Raw genomic sequence first — 17,352 nt, 5'->3', positions numbered from 1 at the left:
CGAAACGCCCGTGTGTGCTCATCCTAAAACGTTTAATGCGTCGATAGTCAGTTGGATTTGTAAGTTGAGTCGATGTTTTATGTAGGAAAAGCCCTCAAATATAAGAGTCAAGTAGGAATGTTCTGATTTTGATTGTTGAATATTGACTCGTGTTTTAAACGGTGATTACGTCCGTTTTTGTCAGTTGCATAAGCGTCTGGCTAAAACTTTAATAATTATCAGGATGATAGAAATGAACAAGAATAAAAAATTGAGGGTTGCGCAGTTGTGCGCTCCTTTATTGGTGATGTCTTCGCTTGGGTTTTATGCTCGGGCCGAAATTAATGGTGTTGAGCAAAATGTAACTCAAGTTGAGACGGCGATGGCGGCCGTGTCGTTGCCAGAACCTGATACATCCAGTTGTCAGAGCACGCTAGATCAGATTAACGAACCAAAGGGCTTTCTTGAAAGCAAATCCGACGTCCGTTGCTATGTTTTTACTTCAATTCGTGGGCAGAAAGTTTTGCTTGCAGCTATAGCTGAGGAGCCTGAACCATCTTGGCAGGTCGAATATTATGATGGTGTGTGGAAGACAAAAAATAACACGAGTGCGCTCGATCTACCTGGTTTGAAGCCAGGTGATCAAGTAGTCATGAGGGTTTCCTACAAACAAGACAAACCTTACCAGCGGACGGAATACAAAGTGGCCTTTGGATCATACCCGGTCCTCAAGGATTCTTCACTGAACGCTCCATCTGTCAGGAACCGTGTTCCTGTCGCCGACTCTGGATGGGTAGCTGGTTTGCAAACTCATGGTACGTTAACGTTCGAAGCAACATTTACCGATACCACAGGGATTCCATTGAAAGGCGCGTCAGCCAGTTTGCCGATTTATCTAAACCTGAAGTCTAAAGACCCAGAAGTGACGCAGTCCGCGCTGTCAGACGAGCGTGGAATCGCCACGGCGACATTCACGCTTAACAAATGTTACGGCGGAGAACTGGTCGCTCAGCGCAATGATGCCGGTGGAACCCATCATTGGGTATCTACATACAATGTAGGACGTTGGTTTGTATTTGACGGGTTTGTCGGTACGGAAAGTAAGGTGGCCGAGTCAGCCAAAATGGCCGGCTTTGCCCATATCTGCACCCAGACTTTGAACAGAGGTCGAATCTAACGATTTAAAGCTGTGAGGGGGAGATGTTGTACATCTGCCCCTTTTTTTACATCATGCTTTTACGTCGAGTCTGTATCGATCGTTGGCATGTATGTTTCCGTCTTCCTTTGGTTGTCCGAAAATATTAAGCTTGCCTGTCGTATCTGCTAGCAGCGCGGCGTAATTTACCAAGGCGCTGAAATGCTTATAGGAGAAGGGTTCCTCTTCTTCAGGGCGCTTCAAAAAGCTTACATAGCTGATAATGGTCTCGGCGTGAGCCATGATGAGCTCTCGGAGTGGCTCATAGTCCTGCATGGCCTCTGTCAGGAAGGCAGTTTCAAGGTCGCTCAATAACTCAGAATTTAAAACTTTGACCTTTCCATTCGCATCGACTGTGAAGTCAAAGGGTGTGGTCGATAGCGCCGGGAAGTCCTTGGCAATTGTCTGTCTAAAATCTTGAAGTTTATCGCTGATTTTCTCTATCAGCATGCTGGCATTAGAAGCTAACGTAGCCATTTCGCGCTCGCGACATCCCCAGCAGCATTCATCTTTCTTGAGAGGGATCCATTCGCTGTTGTAGGGGTATGTTTCTCGAGTGAACTCAATATCCTCGTAACGAGGATCCCTCATGATAGGCCAACAATCCAATATCTTTAGCGTGGGATTCTTGCTGTCTTCAGAAGAAATTAATTTTGTTTGTTTGGTTGCTATTGGTGTCAGGGCTTGCTCCACCTTAGGCTGATCAATTGCTGAAAGCTTCAAAGGGTTCGACGCAATGGAATTAATGTTCACGAGTATTCCCTCTCCGTGTTGTAGGTCTCCCTTGGCGTAACGGCCATGTGTGAGAAAACTTGGCCTGATAATGTTGTGGGAAACTTCCGAGAAGGGCACTTATTGAGACACTGTTCTCAAACAGCGACCGCATTTGCGGATTTTGGTCGGTCGTTGCTGTTAAGGTCAGCCAAGCGGCCTAAACATAGATGTTATCGGGGAGAACTGGCCGCTCAGCGCAATGATGCCGGTGGAACCCATCATTGGGTGTCTACATACAATCTCGGACGTTGGTTTGTATTCGACAAGCTTATTGGCACAGAGAGTAAAAAAAGTGAAATGAACAAGATGGCCGGATTTGCTCATATCTGCACCCAGACTCTGAACAGAGGTAGAATCTAACTATTTCAAGCTGTGAGGGGCAGATAGTACATCTGCCCTTTTTTTCGCATCAGACTTCTACGTCGATCCTGTTTCGATTATTTGTATGGGTGCGATCATTTTCCTTTGGTTGTCCGAAAATATTAAGCTTGCCCGTGGTGTCTGCGAGCAGCGCGGCGTAATTTACCAAAGCGCTGAAATGTTTGTAGGAGAAGGGTTCCTCTTCTTCAGGACGTTTTAAAAAGCTTACATAGCTAATGATCGTCTCGGCGTGAGCCATGATGAGCTCTCTGAGTGGTTCATAGTCCTGCATGGCTTCTGTCAGGTATGCGGTTTCGAGGTCACTTAATAAGTCAGAATTTAAAACTTTGACCTTTCCACTTGCATCGACTGTGAAATCAAAGGGTGTAGCTGATAGCGCTGGGAAGTCTTTGGCAATTTTCTGTCTGAAGTTTTGCAGTTCAACGCTGATGTTCTCTATCAGGCTGCTGGCATTAGAAGCTAATGTATCCATTTGGTCACTGCGACATCCCCAGCAGCACTCATCCTTCTTAAGGGGAGCCCATCCTCTGTCGAGTGGGTCTGTTTCTCGTGTAAATACGATATCTCTAAATATAGGCCCCACCATAAACGGGTTGCAATTCAATATCTTCAGTGTGGTGTTCTCGCTTTCGTCGGAGGATATTAATCTTGTATACCTAATCGCAGATGTCGCCATGACTTGCTCCATCTTAGGCTGATCAATTGCTGAAAGCTTCAAAGGGGTCGACACAATGGAATTGATGTTCACGAGTATTCCCTCTCCGTGTTGTAGGTCTCCCTCGGTGTAACGGCCATGTCCGAAAAAACTTGGCCTGATAATGTTGTGGGAAACTTCCGAGAGGGTCTCTTTTTGAGATGCTGTTCTCAACTCGCGACCGTATTTTTAAGTTTTGGTCGGTCGGCGCGAAAGCGTTGAGTAAGTCATGAGTTCTCTGGTGTTCGGCGTAAGAAATGATACGTGTTATTTGTAGGGGATGTATTACAAATTAAGTTAAAAGTAGGAAGCTTCTGAAATTTAAACAGCCTTGTTGACTCGGGTTTAAAGCAGTGATTACGTCCGGTTTGTCAGTGCTTAGACCACTTGGCATAAACGAATTAAAACTATTGAGTCTATTTAGGAGTTTCAGATGCGTAAAAATAAAAAGCTGCTTTTGGGTATGGTTGTGTCCGCTGTTATTTCGGCGGGCCCTCATTCAGCATGGGCACAAGCGGTCCCAGAGGGCAGTGCGACACAAACTACCACCACACCGGAAATGGAAGAGCCGGTATTCAATGTGTTGACGGATAAGGTTCACACTCTTGGCACGCGCTTAAACAGCGCTGTCTCCGAGCACTACTACGGTTTTACCGCTGTAAGAGGGCAGGATGTAATACTGGACTTGAAGAGTCAGCAGCATATCAAGGTTGAGCGGCATGTAGGCGGGGCGTGGGAGCTGGTTACCGTTAAAGGTATGAGTGTCCTAAAAAACCTGAAGCCGGGTGAGGAGATCATCATCAGGGTCACGCATAATCAAGCGGTGGCATTTAATGGTGGGCAATATTCACTGGTATTTGGGTCCTATCCGGTTTTGAAGGACTTCAATCTAAAAGGTGAGGAGAATGTGTTAAGGATTCCGTATGGCTATTCCATTCCTGAATGGCTGCCAGGTCAAGCTCATAAGGAGGCCACGCTAGAGGTGCAGTTTACCGACACCGCAGGTGCTCCCCTTGAGGGTGGTACTGTTGGTTTCGTACTTGGGTTTAATGGAAACTATAAACCTTTGATCAGTTTTGTCCTATCTTCGGACCAGGACGGAAGGGCATTGAAATTGGTAGAGCTTGGCCGATGTGAAGGAGGTAATGAAGCAAGAGACTTTGTTAATTACAGTAAGGGCTACAATAATACGTGGAGGACTCACTACCGAATTGGTCAATATGTTGTCGTGAATGAATTGGCAGGCAGAGATCAATCTGCAACCTACGCATTCGGACATATCTGTAATCAGCGTCTAATTAGCAGTAGACGATCCTGAATCCATAGAATAGCGGCCTGTCAGATATTCTGGCAGGCCGTTTTTCTTACTATGCATAAGTGTCAAGCAAGGGGGACGCGCGTTTTTCCGCGTTCTCTAAAATCTGCCTAGTAAAGAAACTATCGAGAGATGCCCCGATGCCTCCCCATTTTTTATTAAGTATATCTCCATAATCGACAGTGTTCTGAAAGTTCTCACTATTAAGGTTAAATCTCCCACCAAATCTTTGGGTGTCTTTTTCTACCAGTTGGATCAATAGTTTGGAATGCTTGTAGACGTGGTGCTTGATGTCCTTGAATGTATTGATTTCCTCAGTTAGCCAGGATTTATCAGCCTCGCCCAATTTCCCTGAGTCCAATATTTTTATTTTCGAGTTCTCATCCAGCGTGAATCCGAATCCTGCTGAAGCGATATCAGGGCGCAGGTCTTTAAGGCGTTCGTAAAACTCACCGTACTGTCGGCAAATGTCGATTTGTCTGAGTGCAGCGTCGATGGTCAAGCAAGCAAGTTCTAAAACATCATCTTTGCACTCCGTGGAGACGTGCTGAAGTGAATTTTCGGTTTGCAGAGGCTCTGCATTATATTTTTGGTGATCTACGACATCTCTATGGCCCGTATTTTTTGTGCGCTTGGCGGAGCGTTCCTGCTCGTTGATGATCGAAGCGGATGGTTGAAGATGGTTGAGTCTCATTGCGGAGTTGATATTCACGAATGCGTCCTTTCAGTAGTTTCACCTTTCTTTAACGGCCAAGTGAGTAAAAACCTGGACTGAGAAGGTTGTAGGAAACTTCTTGGAGGGGGTTATAGTGAGAAGCTGTTCTCAGATTGACATTACCTCCAGCCCATCGATAGCGACATATAGACTGCAAAACTGTTGAGAGAAAAACTCCCGTCCCACCAGACGGCGGGCAGCTTAGTTTCGCTATGCGTACGTATTGATTCGCGGTTCTGACCTCATCGGAGCATGGCTCTTTACCAAATCTAAGGCTCTTTTATAAAAATCATATTGAGATATATTGAGGATGTCTTTGTAATCAATGACCGATTGGAAATTGTGCCTGTTCAGGTTGTACTTGCCACCAAAGTTCTTGGTGTGATCCACTACCGCCATCAGCGCTTTGGAGTGAGCGTGAACGGTATTCCTGAAGTCTTTGAATTTGTTGATTTCGTCGGTTAACCACAGTTTGTCCGCTTCACTCAATGGCTGTCGTCCGTCAAGTATCTTTATGTTCGCGTTTTCGTCGAGGGTGAAGCTGTAGTTTGACGAGGCAATATCGGGCCGTAGGTCTTTGATGTGTTCGGAGAATTCTTCGAATGCAGAGTTTATTTTGGTTAGTTTTCCGGATGATTCAGAGACTATGCCAAGTAAATAGATTCCATCCTTACACATTTCCATAATCGGGTCGTCAAAGCTGAGCTTTAGCCATGGGGCTTCCTCATAGACGTAATGCTCAATGTCGTCAACCTTCTCGGGGGCTTTTTCGCCTGGGGCCAAGACGGCTTTCTCTACGCTATTGGTCTTGCCTTCCACCAGGGTGTCCACTTGTGTGGTGGGCCTCATTTCTTTGACTTTGCCTGGCACCCATGAACAAAGGTTGCTAACGATCCCTGCAGAATTAATATTCACGATTGCTTCCTCTCAATTGTCTTACCCTTTCTTTAACGACAAAGGGAGTAGAAACTTGTCCTGATTAGTTTGTAGGAAATTTCCGGAGTAGATTGTTTTGATACGCCGTTCTCATAAATGAGTTTTTGTTTGTGGTGCCGCTTCCTGAGAGTTGCACTTTTTATTGTCAGAAAAAGCGCCGGCCTCAAGCTTTACCCGGCGGGTAGCCTTTTACGCTATGCGTACGTATTGATCCGCGGTTCTGATCTTATCGGTGCATGGCTCTGCACCGTACTTAAAGATCTTTCATAGAAGTCATGGTGGGACGTGTTAAGAATGTCCTTGTAGTCAATGACTGATTGAAAGTTATATCTGTTCAAATTGTATTTTCCACCAAAATCTTTTGTGTGATCTACGAGCGCCATCAGTGTTTTAGAGTGGGCGTGAACAGTATTTCTAAAATTTTTGAATTTATTGATTTCGTCGGTCAGCCAGACTTTGTTCGCGTCACTTAATGGCTGTTGTCCGTCAAGTATCTTTATGTTCGCGTTTTCGTCCAGGGTGAAGCTGTAGTTTGTTGAAGCAATATCGGGCCGGAGGTTTTTGAGGCGCTCGGAGAATTCTTTGAATGCAGAGTTTATTTTTTCGGTTTGTCCAATGGATTCCAGTGTTATATCGATTAGATATAATGATTTTTTAGACATTTCCATCAGTGGATCATCAAAGCTGAGCTTTAGCCAAGGCGCTTCTTCATAGACGTAATGCTCAATTTCTTCAACCTTCTCGGGCGCTTTTACGCCTGTGGCCAAGACGGATTTCTCCACGCTATTGGTCTTGCCCGCCACCAGGGTGTCCACCTCTGTGGTGGGCTTTTCAATAGCCTTGACCTTGCCAGGCACCACCGAATAAAGGTTGCTGACTTTGACTGCAGAATTGATTTCCAAAATGACTTCCTCTTGAGTTTCCCTACCTCTTTCTTAGCGGCCAATGAAGAAAAAACTTGGCCTGATAAGGTCGTAGGAAACTTCTGAGAGGAGGTCTTATTGTGACGCTGGTCTCAAACCGCGACCGCATTTGCGGGTTTTGGTCGGCCGAGGCGTTTGTTGAGGTCGAGCCAGGCGGCCATGAGCATCATTAGCACCAAGCCGAGGAGGGCGGTGCAGACTTGCATTGGCCAGGTGTCACCAGCCAGCGCGTTGACCATGTCGGCCATTGGCGCTAACAGCACGCCCAGGCAGAAGATTTCCAGCGAGTAGCGACCCATTCGGCATGCTTGTCGCGCAGGCCAGCTCTGCACCCATGTGTTGTGTGCGGGTAACAGTTTGGCGACGCAATACGCCAAGGCCAGAAAGTGCAGCAAACGCAGCGGACCCAGATCGGTCTTGTTGATCGGGTAAAGCCCATCGGCAACGAACTGCGGCATCAGAGCCGGGTGTAGTAACGGGAATTTCCACGAGAACGCCATGACTGCTGCAACCAGCAAATACATCGCCGAGATCATGAACAGGGGTTGTCTGGTCAGAGGCCGCGGTTCGATATCGGTCGAGGGTTTCGCTTCGGAAGTCAGTGCACACGCGCCGCCAAGTACGAACAATAATTGCCAGGCCACCGGGTTGAAGTACCAGACACCACCGCCTTCATAAGCCGAAATATTCCAGCCCAGCAGCGGCACCATCAGATACAGCCCAATCGACAAGCCTACCGTCAGGGTCAGGTTGCGCAGCATCATTGGCAGGATCAGCGGCAATGCCAATAACAACAGGATGTACAGCGGCAGCGGGTCTGTCAGGTTGGGCTTGAAGCGCAGCAGCAGTTGATCGGCCAGAGCTTGCTGCGGGTCAGCGACAAAATGTTGCAAACCCATTTCCTGAATCATGTCCCGGGTTTCTACGTAATGATTGGCAACGAAAACAATGCCCATCAATAGCGTCAGCAGAAAGATGTGCACGACATAAAGCACCCAGGTGCGACGCAGAATTCTTACAGTAGAAACAACAAAGCCGTCACGTCGGGCAATACGGCCGTAGGCAAGAATGGCAGCGTAACCCGCCAGGAAGACGAAAATTTCCGCAGCGTCACTGAAGCCGAAGTTGCGTACGGTCAGTTGAGCAAGGGGGTTGTCAGGCACGTGATCCCAGAAAATGAAGATCAGCGCCAGGCCCCGAAAGAAGTCGATGCGCAGGTCGCGTCCGTTAGTCATAACGGTAGGCTCTTTAATGTCGTAAGGGATAAAGATCAGCCGCAAGGACTCTAGGTTCCGCGCCGCCGGTCAATCAGGGTGTCCTGGCAGGTTTGGCGGCGCGGCAGGGTGGAGGATTTTCAAGGCAAATGCAAAGGCAGGCTAATTACAGAATGTCTCGACACGCTCGGGTGATTTCGTTGGGGTCTCCGACTATTGGTCATGCGCTATTCAAGAGCGTGTCCTTTACTTAGGGTGTCATCCAGGTGTGCTGTCGGTTGGCAGGGAAACCGGTGCATCGAGTACAGTCAGGATGACGCACGCATGACACCTGATCTAAAAGGCATCTCACGGTATCTAGTAGTGGGCATCTGCAACACGGTCATCCATTGGACGGTGTTTTTCGCCCTGTGCCTTGGTTGGCACGCTCCTCAATCGTTGGCCAATTTAGCTGGCTTTGGTGCGGCTGCGTCGTTCTCGTTTTACGCCAATGCTATTTATACCTTCAGCGCACGACTGTCATGGTCGGGCTATCTGCTTTTCATGTCCTTCATGGGGGCGATGAGTTTTATCGCTGGCCATATATCGGATGGGCAAGAGACACCTCTGCTGGTGACGCTTGTTGTTTCTTCAGGGCTTAGCCTGAGCCTTGGCTATTGCTGTTCCAGGTATTTGATTTTCAGGAGGCCCTCTTGAAAATCTCTTTGATAGCGCCTGTTTTTAACGAAGCGTTGGCTATTCCGCTGTTCTACCAGGCTGTCAGGCAGGAGCCTTTATTGCAGGGGAGTGTTCTGCAGATTGTTTTTATCAATGATGGCAGCACTGATCAAACTGAGCAGGTGGTTCGGGGGCTCATTGCTGATGACAACGAGGTGCTGCTGATTAATCTGTCCCGCAACTTTGGCAAGGAGGCTGCTTTGTTGGCGGGGCTGGAGTACTCCAGTGGTGATGCAGTCATTCCGATTGATGTCGATTTGCAAGACCCGATTAGTGTCATTCCACGGATGATCAGTGAGTGGAAAAAAGGCGCTGATGTGGTCTTGGCCCGACGCCAGGACCGCTCGGTTGACAGCCGTTTGAAACGATACGCAGCCGCTTTTTTTTATCGGGTCATGAATGTCATTGGCAGTACACGGATCGAAGCAAACGTGGGTGACTTCCGTTTGATGGATCGCAAAGTCGTGGACGTTATAAAAGCACTGCCAGAGCATGAATTGTTTATGAAGGGATTACTCTCCTGGGCGGGTTTTCATACCGTGATTGTGGACTACGATCGAGCCAGTAGGGTCGCCGGGCAGACCAAATTCAACACCCGAAAGCTTTGGCATTTGGCATTGGATGGCATTACTTCTTTCAGCACCGTACCGCTACGAATCTGGACTTATATAGGCTGCTCGCTTTCGCTGTTTGCGGTGTGCTACGGGATTTTTCGTACGGTGGACCGGTTGGTGATGGGTAACGATATCCCGGACTATTCACCGCTGATGGCGGCGCTGCTGTTTTTCAGTGGTATTCAACTTATCGGAATTGGTGTTTTAGGTGAGTATGTGGGACGCATATACATGGAGGCCAAACACAGGCCGCGTTATGTGGTGGGAAGCACCGTGGGGATTCAGTCAAATTTACTTGGCGATTCGTGAAGACAGTCAAGAGTACCTTGAGATAATGAGTTTCTGGAAAATGATAACGCACCGTTTTGATGGAGAAGAATGGATATAGCTTTAAAGGCACTGTCCTACAAAAGGAGAGCACTATGCAACCTGCTTCTCGCTTAGCCTTGCTAGGCACTATCATTCAGACTTATCAAATTCTGCCCATTGTGGTGCTTGCAGCTGCAGTTCGTTCATACGGTATCATCAATTCATCTATTTGGTTTGATGAAGCTTACAGTGTGTTGGTAAGTGAAACGACGCCCTCCTTGATCTGGTTTCATAGTGCGCAAGATGTTCATCCTCCCCTTTACTATTTTTTACTTCACTTCTGGATGAGATTTTTTGGCGATAGCGTATTCTCAGTTCGCGTGATGAGTGCGTTGATTGGTACTCTGACAGTTCCTATCAGTGTGTGGCTTGTGGGGATGATTGCTTCCAGGCGAGCTGCCATTCTTGCAGGATTTCTATCGGCTTTATTACCGATTGCTGTTAGATACAGTCAAGAGGCGCGGATGTATGCGTTGCTGGCTCTGTGCTGTGTAGCCGCGACGTTGGCACTGGTCTACTGGGTAAAAAACCCAACGCATCACCGGTATTTATTCGTCTATACGCTGCTCATGGCGGCAGGTTTTTACACGCATTATTTTGCGGGGCCTTGCCTGTTTGCCCATTGGGTATATCTGTTGTTCATTCACGATAACGGTCAGCTGTTTGTCAGGAAGCAAGCATGGTGGATGAGTAATCTTGCGATCGCGGTGCTTTACCTCCCGTGGATCCCTTCGTTGATTGCACAATTGGGCCATACCAACGCGATTGGCTGGATTCCGCAGGTCAGTTTCTCCTCCGTTATTTCAATGATCTGGGAATTCCTAGCGCTTGAATCCGGTCCGAGCCGACCGTTTATGGCCTATGTAGGTGCGCCGCTCATCGCCACCGTCACAACGGTGACGCTGCTGAAATCAGACCTCCGCGACCACAGGTTTAATCTTCTAATGGTTCTGTACACATTTACTCCCATCTTGCTGATGGCCTTGGTGTCACTAAAATTACCACTGTTCTGGACGCGTTATTTTGTGTTTTCCGCGATGGGGTTGCCTTTGTTGATAGCACTTGTGCTCGATAAGTTGATGGAGCGCTATTTTCGGCTCGGAATTGTCTGCCTGATTACGCTTGTCATGGTAGAAGCATGTGGTCTTTACAGTGTCTATACGGGTGTACACAGGCTTAATAATCCCTATCAATCCGAGGAGGCCGGCACTGATAAGGTCATGAATTATCTGAACGAGCATTGGGCCTCGGGCGATAGGGTCCTGGTGTATGGTCGGTACCTCTATTTAGGGGCTACCTATTACAACCGGACACCCACCACACTGTTGCTTTACACACCCGGCCAAGCCTTGGAAGGACGCCCTGACAAGCGGGGGCCAGGCTCCCTTTGGAGCCAGGACGCTGACGCTTTATACATCGATAGCTACGCATTGATCCCCGTTGATACGCAACGCGTTTGGCTTGTCTATGAAACCAATCGACACAAACTCGATGTTCCTGCCCATTGGCGTTCCATTAGTCATGTTGCTTTTGGTGATACTCAGCTATGGCTATATTCACTTGAACCCGTGTCGCCTCGCTAAGTCTCAGCAGCAAAATCGAGGTCGTCAGGGAATCGCATTAGGCTCAAAACTATCAGCCCGCGCCATCTGCCACATCGTTGAATAGAAACTGCCGTCCACCTCTCCAGTCAACAATTGCCCCGGCTCAAGGAACACATGAGACTGTGAAAACAGTTTGATTTCGGTGGCCGACATGCGGCGCACGAGATGCTTAGCCTCTAACTGCGAAGGGTGATCCAGACCAGCGGCTGCGAGCATTTCGGCCAGACCTTTGAGCGTATTGCGATGGAAGTTGAACACCCGCTCGGCTTTGTCCGGTACCACCAGTGCGCGCTGGCGCAGCGCATCTTGAGTCGCGACTCCGGTGGGGCATTTGTTGGTGTGGCAGCTTTGCGACTGAATGCAGCCGATGGCGAACATGAAGCCTCGTGCGGAGTTGGCCCAGTCTGCGCCGATGGCCAATACGCTGGCGATATCGAAGGCGCTGACGATCTTGCCGCTGGCACCCAGTTTGATCTTGTCTCGCAGGTTAAGGCCCACCAGGGTGTTGTGCACGAACAACAAGCCTTCGCGCATCGGGACGCCCATATGGTCGGTGAACTCCACGGGCGCGGCACCCGTTCCGCCTTCGGTACCATCAACCACAATAAAATCCGGGAGGATGCCGGTATCCAGCATGGCTTTGGCGATGCCCATGAATTCCCACGGATGACCCAGACAGAACTTGAAGCCGACGGGTTTGCCTCCCGACAGCTCACGCAATTGTGCGATGAACTGCATCAGTTCAAAGGGGGTCGAGAACGCGCTGTGACGTGACGGCGAGACGCAGTCTTCGCCCATCAGGATGCCACGTGTTTCGGCGATTTCCTTGGTGACCTTGTGTTTCGGCAAGATGCCGCCGTGGCCCGGCTTGGCACCCTGGCTCAACTTGATTTCTATCATGCGCACTTGCGGGTCTTGTGCTTGCGCGGCGAAGCGTTGCGGATCGAAACGGCCATCTGCCGTCCTGCAACCGAAATAGCCACTGCCCAACTCCCAGGTGAGATCGCCGCCGTATTCCCGATGATAAGGGCTGATGCTGCCTTCACCCGTGTCATGGGCAAAATTGCCGAGCTTCGCGCCTTTGTTTAGCGCACGAATGGCATTGGCACTCAGCGAACCAAAGCTCATCGCCGAAATATTGAATATGGAGGCCGAGTACGGCTGCGTGCATTGCGGGCCGCCGACGATGACACGGAACGCGTTCGGATCGCTCAGCGGGGCGGGGCGCATGGAGTGGCTGATGAACTCGAAGCCGGTCTGGTAGACATCGATCAACGTGCCGAAAGGCTTGTCCGCTGATTCGTTCTTGGCTCGGGAATACACCAGCGAGCGTTGTGCCCGTGAGAAGGGCAGAGCGTCGCTGTCGGACTCCAGCAAGTACTGACGGATCTCCGGGCGGATGGCTTCTACGGCGTAGCGAATGTTGCCGAGAATCGGGTAGTTGCGCCGTACCGAATGAGGCGACTGCAGCAAATCGATAATCCCTACGAGCGATAGCAAGGCAGTCAGCAGTGTGAAAGGCCACAACCATTCGTGATGCCAGAATGGCAAGCTGAGCAGGGTAAAAAGCACACAACCAACGAAGAAGGCGTAACGACTGAGAATCGACAGACTCATACGGTTTCCTGGGGCTAAGGACGGTGGTTTTTCGATCTGATTTTTGTGTGGTTCTGGCTCGGCGCTGTTCCTGCGGCGACTGGCGCTGCAGTCGTTCAGCAGGTCGGGAGTCAGGGAGCAATAGTCTTCTGAAGACTATCGGCAGAATCGAGGATAGTTGAACTATAGGGATCGGGCTGGGCAGGCGGCGAATTCAGTCCGTCAGAATCCAGGGCTTGATATGGCGCAGGCGCTCGGCCATTTCGTAGATATCTTCTCGGCCTTCATGGCTGGTCCAGCGCAGATGTTTGATCAGTGCCTGTTCCTTGGGGTTCAGCGCGACGAAACCCAGTTCATCGGCCTTGCGCATGAACGCATCGCGAGGTTGCGAGGGTGTACTGGCGGCGATCACTTCCTGCAACGCGCTTTGTAGCATCGAGACATAGCCGATCAGCATAGAAGGGTTGCACAGCACGTCGGTCTTGTTGACATAGCCGTCAAGCAGACGCAGCGAATCCCTTGCTTCGATCAGGCGGTTATAGGCGTGGGGAGAGATTTGATAATGATCGGGTTCAGACATGGCTTGCTTCCATCCGGCCGGTGCGCCAGGAGACCAGTCCCGGACCGTTGATCCAGCAACGGCGGGGCGAACCTTAGCGGCTAGTGTCCGCCTAATCAAGTTCACGAATGATGCAAGTCACGACAATCGATTTTGGTGTGGAATGGGCGATATGTTATGTTGTAACTCAAATCTACCCAGCGATCCGGAGACATCATGAAACCTGATATCCACCCTGCTTACCGTCCAGTGCTGTTCCATGACACGGCGGCTGATGCGTTCTTCCTCATCGGTTCGACCGTTGATACAGATCGCACGCAAAAACACAGTGACGGCGAAACCTATCCTTACGTAGCCCTCGATGTGTCGAGCGCTTCACACCCGATCTACACCGGGCAACAACGTAAAACCACCACTGAAGGCCGAATTGCAGGCTTCAACAAGCGCTTCGCCACGTTTGGCTCTGGCGCGAAAAAAGACACCGTCGACGCTGAATGACGCGGTTTGCTCTCGCGGGATGGACGATCAGAACCTGATCCTCCGTTTCGTGAGTTTTTTTTGCCTTTTTTTTGACTCCGACGACCACCTGCGCGCATCGCCACTGGACTAAAGCGCGAATTTGCTTTTGACTCTGCGGCCTGAAAATCGGGAGTTATCGCTTTGAAAAAATCAGTCGCTATCCTCTTCGGAGGACAATCCAGCGAACACGAAGTCTCGCTGCAGTCAGCCAGGAACGTGATCAACGCGATTGATCGCAGTACTCATGATCTGACGTTGATTGGCATCGACAAGTCGGGTCGCTGGCTGCGCTTCGATGAAAGCGATTACCTGCGCAACGCCAACGATCCGGCAAGAATCAGCCTCAGTGCTGCGGGCAAACGCCTGGCGTTGCTGCCGGGCAGTCTTGGCGGGCAATTTGTAGATGTAGAGTCGGGTGTAGAGCTGCCGCGCATAGACGTCGTATTCCCGCTGATTCATGGCGCGTTCGGCGAAGACGGGTCTTTGCAGGGCCTGTTGCGCTTGCTGGCGATTCCTTGTGTGGGTCCGGATGTTCTCGCCTCGGCGGCCTGCATGGACAAAGACGTGACCAAGCGCCTGCTGCGCGACGCCGGTATTGCCGTGGCGCCGTTCGTGATGGTCAGTCATGGAGAGTCGGTGGAGTACGCCGCAGTCGTCGCACAGCTTGGTTTGCCGATGTTCGTCAAGCCAGCGAGTCAGGGATCTTCGGTGGGTGTCAGCAAAGTCACCGATGAAGCCAGTTACAGCGCGGCCTTGAGACTGGCCTTCGAGTACGACCACAAGGTGCTGATCGAAAAAGGCATTGTGGGTCGAGAAGTCGAATGCGCAGTGCTCGGCAACCGTCAGCCGCAAGTCAGTGTCTGCGGTGAAGTGATCGCCAATGACGAGTTCTATGCCTACGACACCAAATACCTGAACGGTGATCAGGCGCGTATCGCGATTCCTGCCGAACTGGCGTCCGATGTCAGCGATGAGGTGCGTGAAGTTGCACTGCGTGCGTATCAAGTACTGGGCTGTGCCGGTCTGGCGCGGGTGGACTTCTTCGTCACCGAGGCGCGGGACATCATCATCAATGAAGTGAACACGATTCCCGGTTTCACCTCGATCAGCATGTACCCCAAGCTGTGGCAGGCCACAGACTTGTCCTACGCCGGTCTGATTGATCGTCTGATCGAGCTGGCACTGGAGCGTGCCGACGAGGCGCGGCAACTCAAGACCGAGATATTTTCATGAAGCTGATTCATATCGCTGCAGCGTTGTTGATCGGGCCGGACGGACGGACCTTGCTGGTACGCAAGCGCGGCACGCAGGCGTTCATGCAGCCGGGTGGCAAGATCGACGCCGGTGAGTCTGCCGCCGAGGCGTTGTCACGAGAGCTTGAGGAAGAGCTTGGGTTGCGGATCGATCCGGCCAACGCGGGTTATCTCGGCTCGTTCTCGGCACCTGCCGCTAACGAGCCAGGGTTCGAAGTGCGCTGCGAGCTGTTCGAAGTGCGCATCAATGTCGAGGTCGTTCCCGCTGCGGAAATCGAAGAAGTCGTCTGGATCAGCGCCGACAGTCACCCGGATCTTAATCTGGCACCGCTGACGCGGGGCACCATCCTGCCGATCTATCGGGGCAGGCTCGCCGAAGCCTGATTTGGATCAGGCTTTCCCGGGAATCCCGTATTTACGCAAGCGATGGGCAATGGCGGTGTGTGAGGTCTGCAGGCGCGCCGCCAGTTGTCGGGTCGACGGATAGTCAGCGTAGAGCTTTTCCAGCAAGGCTTTTTCAAAGGTATCGACGGCCTGTTCCAGGCTGCCGACTTCGCCATCTATTTCACCGGCAACGGCCGTGCCGGCGATATCCAGATCACCGATGTCTACCAGATTGCTGTCACTGATGGCTGCCGCGCGGAAAATCACGTTCTGCAATTGACGCACGTTGCCCGGCCAGCGGTTGCCCAGTAACGCCGGATAGGTACCGGTCGCGAGGCGACAGACCGGGCGTTGAATCTGTGCGCAAGCCTGTTCCATGAAGTAGCGCGCCAGCAACAGAATGTCCTGTCCGCGATCACGCAAGGGCGGGACTTCCAGATTGAGCACGTTCAGGCGGTAAAACAGATCTTCGCGGAAGGTGCCTTCGCTGACCATTTTTTCCAGGTTGCGATGAGTCGCGCTGAGAATGCGCACATTGACCTTTACTTCCTTATCCCCGCCGACGCGCCTGAAGCTGCCATCGTTGAGGAAGCGCAACAGCTTGGCTTGCAGGTACGGTGACATCTCGCCGATCTCGTCGAGAAACACCGTGCCCTGATTCGCCAGCTCCATCAACCCCGGTTTGCCACCCCGTTGTGCGCCGGTGAACGCGCCAGGGGCGTAGCCGAACAACTCGCTCTCGGCGAGATTTTCCGGCAGGGCGGCACAGTTGAGCGCCAGAAAGGGCGCGCTGTGTCGGGCGCTGGTCGCGTGGCAGGCGCGAGCCACCAGCTCTTTGCCGGTGCCGGTTTCACCCTGGATCAACAGCGGCGCATCCAGGGCTGCCACCCGCTGCGCGCGGGCCTTCAAGGTGCGGATAGCTGTGGACTCGCCCAGCAGCGCATCGAAGCCTTCTGCATGGTCGTGATGCAACGCCGACAGACGCTCGCCGATACGGCTCGGCTGGTAGAGGGTGAGCAGCGCACCCGCATCGGTAATCGGCGTGGCGTCCAGCAACAGCGCTTCACCGTTGAGCGTGACCTCACGTAAAGGCAGGCGAAAGCCGTTTTCCAGCAACGCACTGTGCAGACCCGGATCGGCAAACAGCTCGGCCACCGGTTCGCCGGCAGGCTCGCGCCCGATCAGCGCGATCAGTGCCGGGTTGGCCAGTAACACATGCCCGGCACTGTCCAGCGCCAACACCGGATCGGTCATGGCCGCCAGCAATGCATCCAGCTGCAAGTGGCGACGCTGGCCGGGAAGAATATCAACGACCGTAATGGCTTCAACGCCACGTACCCGGAACAGCGCGTCCTTGAGTTCTTCAAGCACCTGATGGCTGAGGGTCGGTGCGTCGATGTAAACGTTGGGCGGCACCATTTCCACCGCATCCAGATTCAGATTGCGCCCACCCAGAATGGCCAGGACTTCCTGAGTGATGCCGACGCGGTCGATGAAACTGACGTGGATACGCATTGGGCGCTAAAGGCTCTGGGCGAAGAGGGGGGCGATTATGCCAGTAAAAAGCGCTGTGGATTAGAGACAGGGCAGTCGATGTGGGGACTGACCGGA

General features: G+C 51.4%; 17 protein-coding genes. 8 read left to right on the top strand and 9 right to left on the bottom strand.

The window, feature by feature from the left end:
* The first annotated feature begins 232 nt into the window (after positions 1–232).
* Positions 233–1,156, top strand: a complete 924-nt coding sequence (locus H8S59_RS09345) for a hypothetical protein (protein WP_187521228.1) — start codon at positions 233–235, stop codon at positions 1,154–1,156.
* Between the two features lie 51 nt (positions 1,157–1,207).
* Here the strand turns inward: H8S59_RS09345 and H8S59_RS09340 are convergent, their stop codons facing one another.
* Entirely contained in the window at positions 1,208–1,927 is a 720-nt protein-coding gene (locus H8S59_RS09340; protein ID WP_187521227.1) for a hypothetical protein, read from the bottom strand.
* Positions 1,928–2,357: 430 nt separating this feature from the next.
* On the bottom strand, positions 2,358–3,077 hold the full coding sequence (locus H8S59_RS09335) for a hypothetical protein (protein ID WP_187521226.1): 720 nt from the start codon (positions 3,075–3,077) through the stop codon (positions 2,358–2,360).
* A gap of 379 nt (positions 3,078–3,456) precedes the next feature.
* Here H8S59_RS09335 and H8S59_RS09330 point away from each other — a divergent pair, with 379 nt between their 5' ends.
* Positions 3,457–4,341 (top strand): hypothetical protein, encoded by an 885-nt coding sequence (locus tag H8S59_RS09330; protein ID WP_187521225.1) that lies wholly within the window; start codon positions 3,457–3,459, stop codon positions 4,339–4,341.
* Positions 4,342–4,390: 49 nt separating this feature from the next.
* Here the strand turns inward: H8S59_RS09330 and H8S59_RS09325 are convergent, their stop codons facing one another.
* The 4 genes from H8S59_RS09325 to H8S59_RS09310 all read right to left on the bottom strand — a co-directional run bounded on the left by H8S59_RS09325 (position 4,391) and on the right by H8S59_RS09310 (position 8,147).
* Complete coding sequence (locus H8S59_RS09325) at positions 4,391–5,050, bottom strand: hypothetical protein (RefSeq protein ID WP_187521224.1); 660 nt, start codon at positions 5,048–5,050, stop codon at positions 4,391–4,393.
* Between the two features lie 213 nt (positions 5,051–5,263).
* Positions 5,264–5,968 carry a hypothetical protein gene (locus H8S59_RS09320; protein WP_187521223.1) on the bottom strand — a complete coding sequence of 235 codons (705 nt, stop codon included), beginning with the start codon at positions 5,966–5,968 and terminating at the stop codon, positions 5,264–5,266.
* A gap of 215 nt (positions 5,969–6,183) precedes the next feature.
* On the bottom strand, positions 6,184–6,891 hold the full coding sequence (locus H8S59_RS09315; RefSeq protein ID WP_187521222.1) for a hypothetical protein: 708 nt from the start codon (positions 6,889–6,891) through the stop codon (positions 6,184–6,186).
* Between the two features lie 113 nt (positions 6,892–7,004).
* Positions 7,005–8,147: an OpgC domain-containing protein gene (locus H8S59_RS09310; protein ID WP_187521221.1), complete on the bottom strand. Its 1,143-nt coding sequence runs from the start codon at positions 8,145–8,147 to the stop codon at positions 7,005–7,007.
* 303 nt (positions 8,148–8,450) lie between these two features.
* On the opposite strand from H8S59_RS09310, the gene H8S59_RS09305 reads away from it, so the two are divergent.
* From H8S59_RS09305 to H8S59_RS09295, 3 genes are all read left to right on the top strand, one after another.
* The gene (locus H8S59_RS09305) at positions 8,451–8,822 is read left to right on the top strand and encodes a GtrA family protein (RefSeq protein WP_187521220.1); all 372 of its coding nucleotides are present in this window, start codon (positions 8,451–8,453) and stop codon (positions 8,820–8,822) included.
* Entirely contained in the window at positions 8,819–9,766 is a 948-nt protein-coding gene (locus tag H8S59_RS09300) for a glycosyltransferase family 2 protein (protein WP_187521219.1), read from the top strand. Before H8S59_RS09305 ends, H8S59_RS09300 begins: the two co-directional genes overlap by 4 nt.
* 113 nt (positions 9,767–9,879) lie before the next feature.
* Positions 9,880–11,409: a glycosyltransferase family 39 protein gene (locus tag H8S59_RS09295; RefSeq protein WP_187521218.1), complete on the top strand. Its 1,530-nt coding sequence runs from the start codon at positions 9,880–9,882 to the stop codon at positions 11,407–11,409.
* Between the two features lie 24 nt (positions 11,410–11,433).
* Here H8S59_RS09295 and H8S59_RS09290 read toward each other — a convergent pair whose 3' ends face one another.
* Together H8S59_RS09290 and H8S59_RS09285 are read right to left on the bottom strand one after the other, a co-directional pair.
* Positions 11,434–13,047 carry an FMN-binding glutamate synthase family protein gene (locus tag H8S59_RS09290; protein WP_095094175.1) on the bottom strand — a complete coding sequence of 538 codons (1,614 nt, stop codon included), beginning with the start codon at positions 13,045–13,047 and terminating at the stop codon, positions 11,434–11,436.
* A 193-nt stretch (positions 13,048–13,240) separates the two neighbouring features.
* Positions 13,241–13,606 (bottom strand): hypothetical protein, encoded by a 366-nt coding sequence (locus H8S59_RS09285; RefSeq protein ID WP_187521217.1) that lies wholly within the window; start codon positions 13,604–13,606, stop codon positions 13,241–13,243.
* Between the two features lie 195 nt (positions 13,607–13,801).
* On the opposite strand from H8S59_RS09285, the gene H8S59_RS09280 reads away from it, so the two are divergent.
* The 3 genes from H8S59_RS09280 to H8S59_RS09270 all read left to right on the top strand — a co-directional run bounded on the left by H8S59_RS09280 (position 13,802) and on the right by H8S59_RS09270 (position 15,741).
* Complete coding sequence (locus H8S59_RS09280) at positions 13,802–14,083, top strand: type B 50S ribosomal protein L31 (protein WP_187521216.1); 282 nt, start codon at positions 13,802–13,804, stop codon at positions 14,081–14,083.
* Positions 14,084–14,245: 162 nt separating this feature from the next.
* On the top strand, positions 14,246–15,337 hold the full coding sequence (gene ddlA, locus H8S59_RS09275; protein WP_187521215.1) for a D-alanine--D-alanine ligase: 1,092 nt from the start codon (positions 14,246–14,248) through the stop codon (positions 15,335–15,337).
* A complete protein-coding gene (locus H8S59_RS09270; protein ID WP_187521214.1) occupies positions 15,334–15,741 on the top strand; it encodes an NUDIX hydrolase in 408 nt (135 codons plus the stop codon). Before ddlA ends, H8S59_RS09270 begins: the two co-directional genes overlap by 4 nt.
* Before the next feature lie 6 nt (positions 15,742–15,747).
* Here the strand turns inward: H8S59_RS09270 and H8S59_RS09265 are convergent, their stop codons facing one another.
* Entirely contained in the window at positions 15,748–17,256 is a 1,509-nt protein-coding gene (locus tag H8S59_RS09265; RefSeq protein ID WP_187521213.1) for a sigma-54-dependent transcriptional regulator, read from the bottom strand.
* Positions 17,257–17,352: the final 96 nt, after the last annotated feature.

Origin of the sequence: Pseudomonas folii, assembly GCF_014357575.1 — a bacterium.
Classification (GTDB): Bacteria; Pseudomonadota; Gammaproteobacteria; order Pseudomonadales; family Pseudomonadaceae; genus Aquipseudomonas; species Aquipseudomonas folii.
Note: the sequence above shows the minus strand (reverse complement) of the source record. Positions and strands in the feature narration are given on the sequence as shown.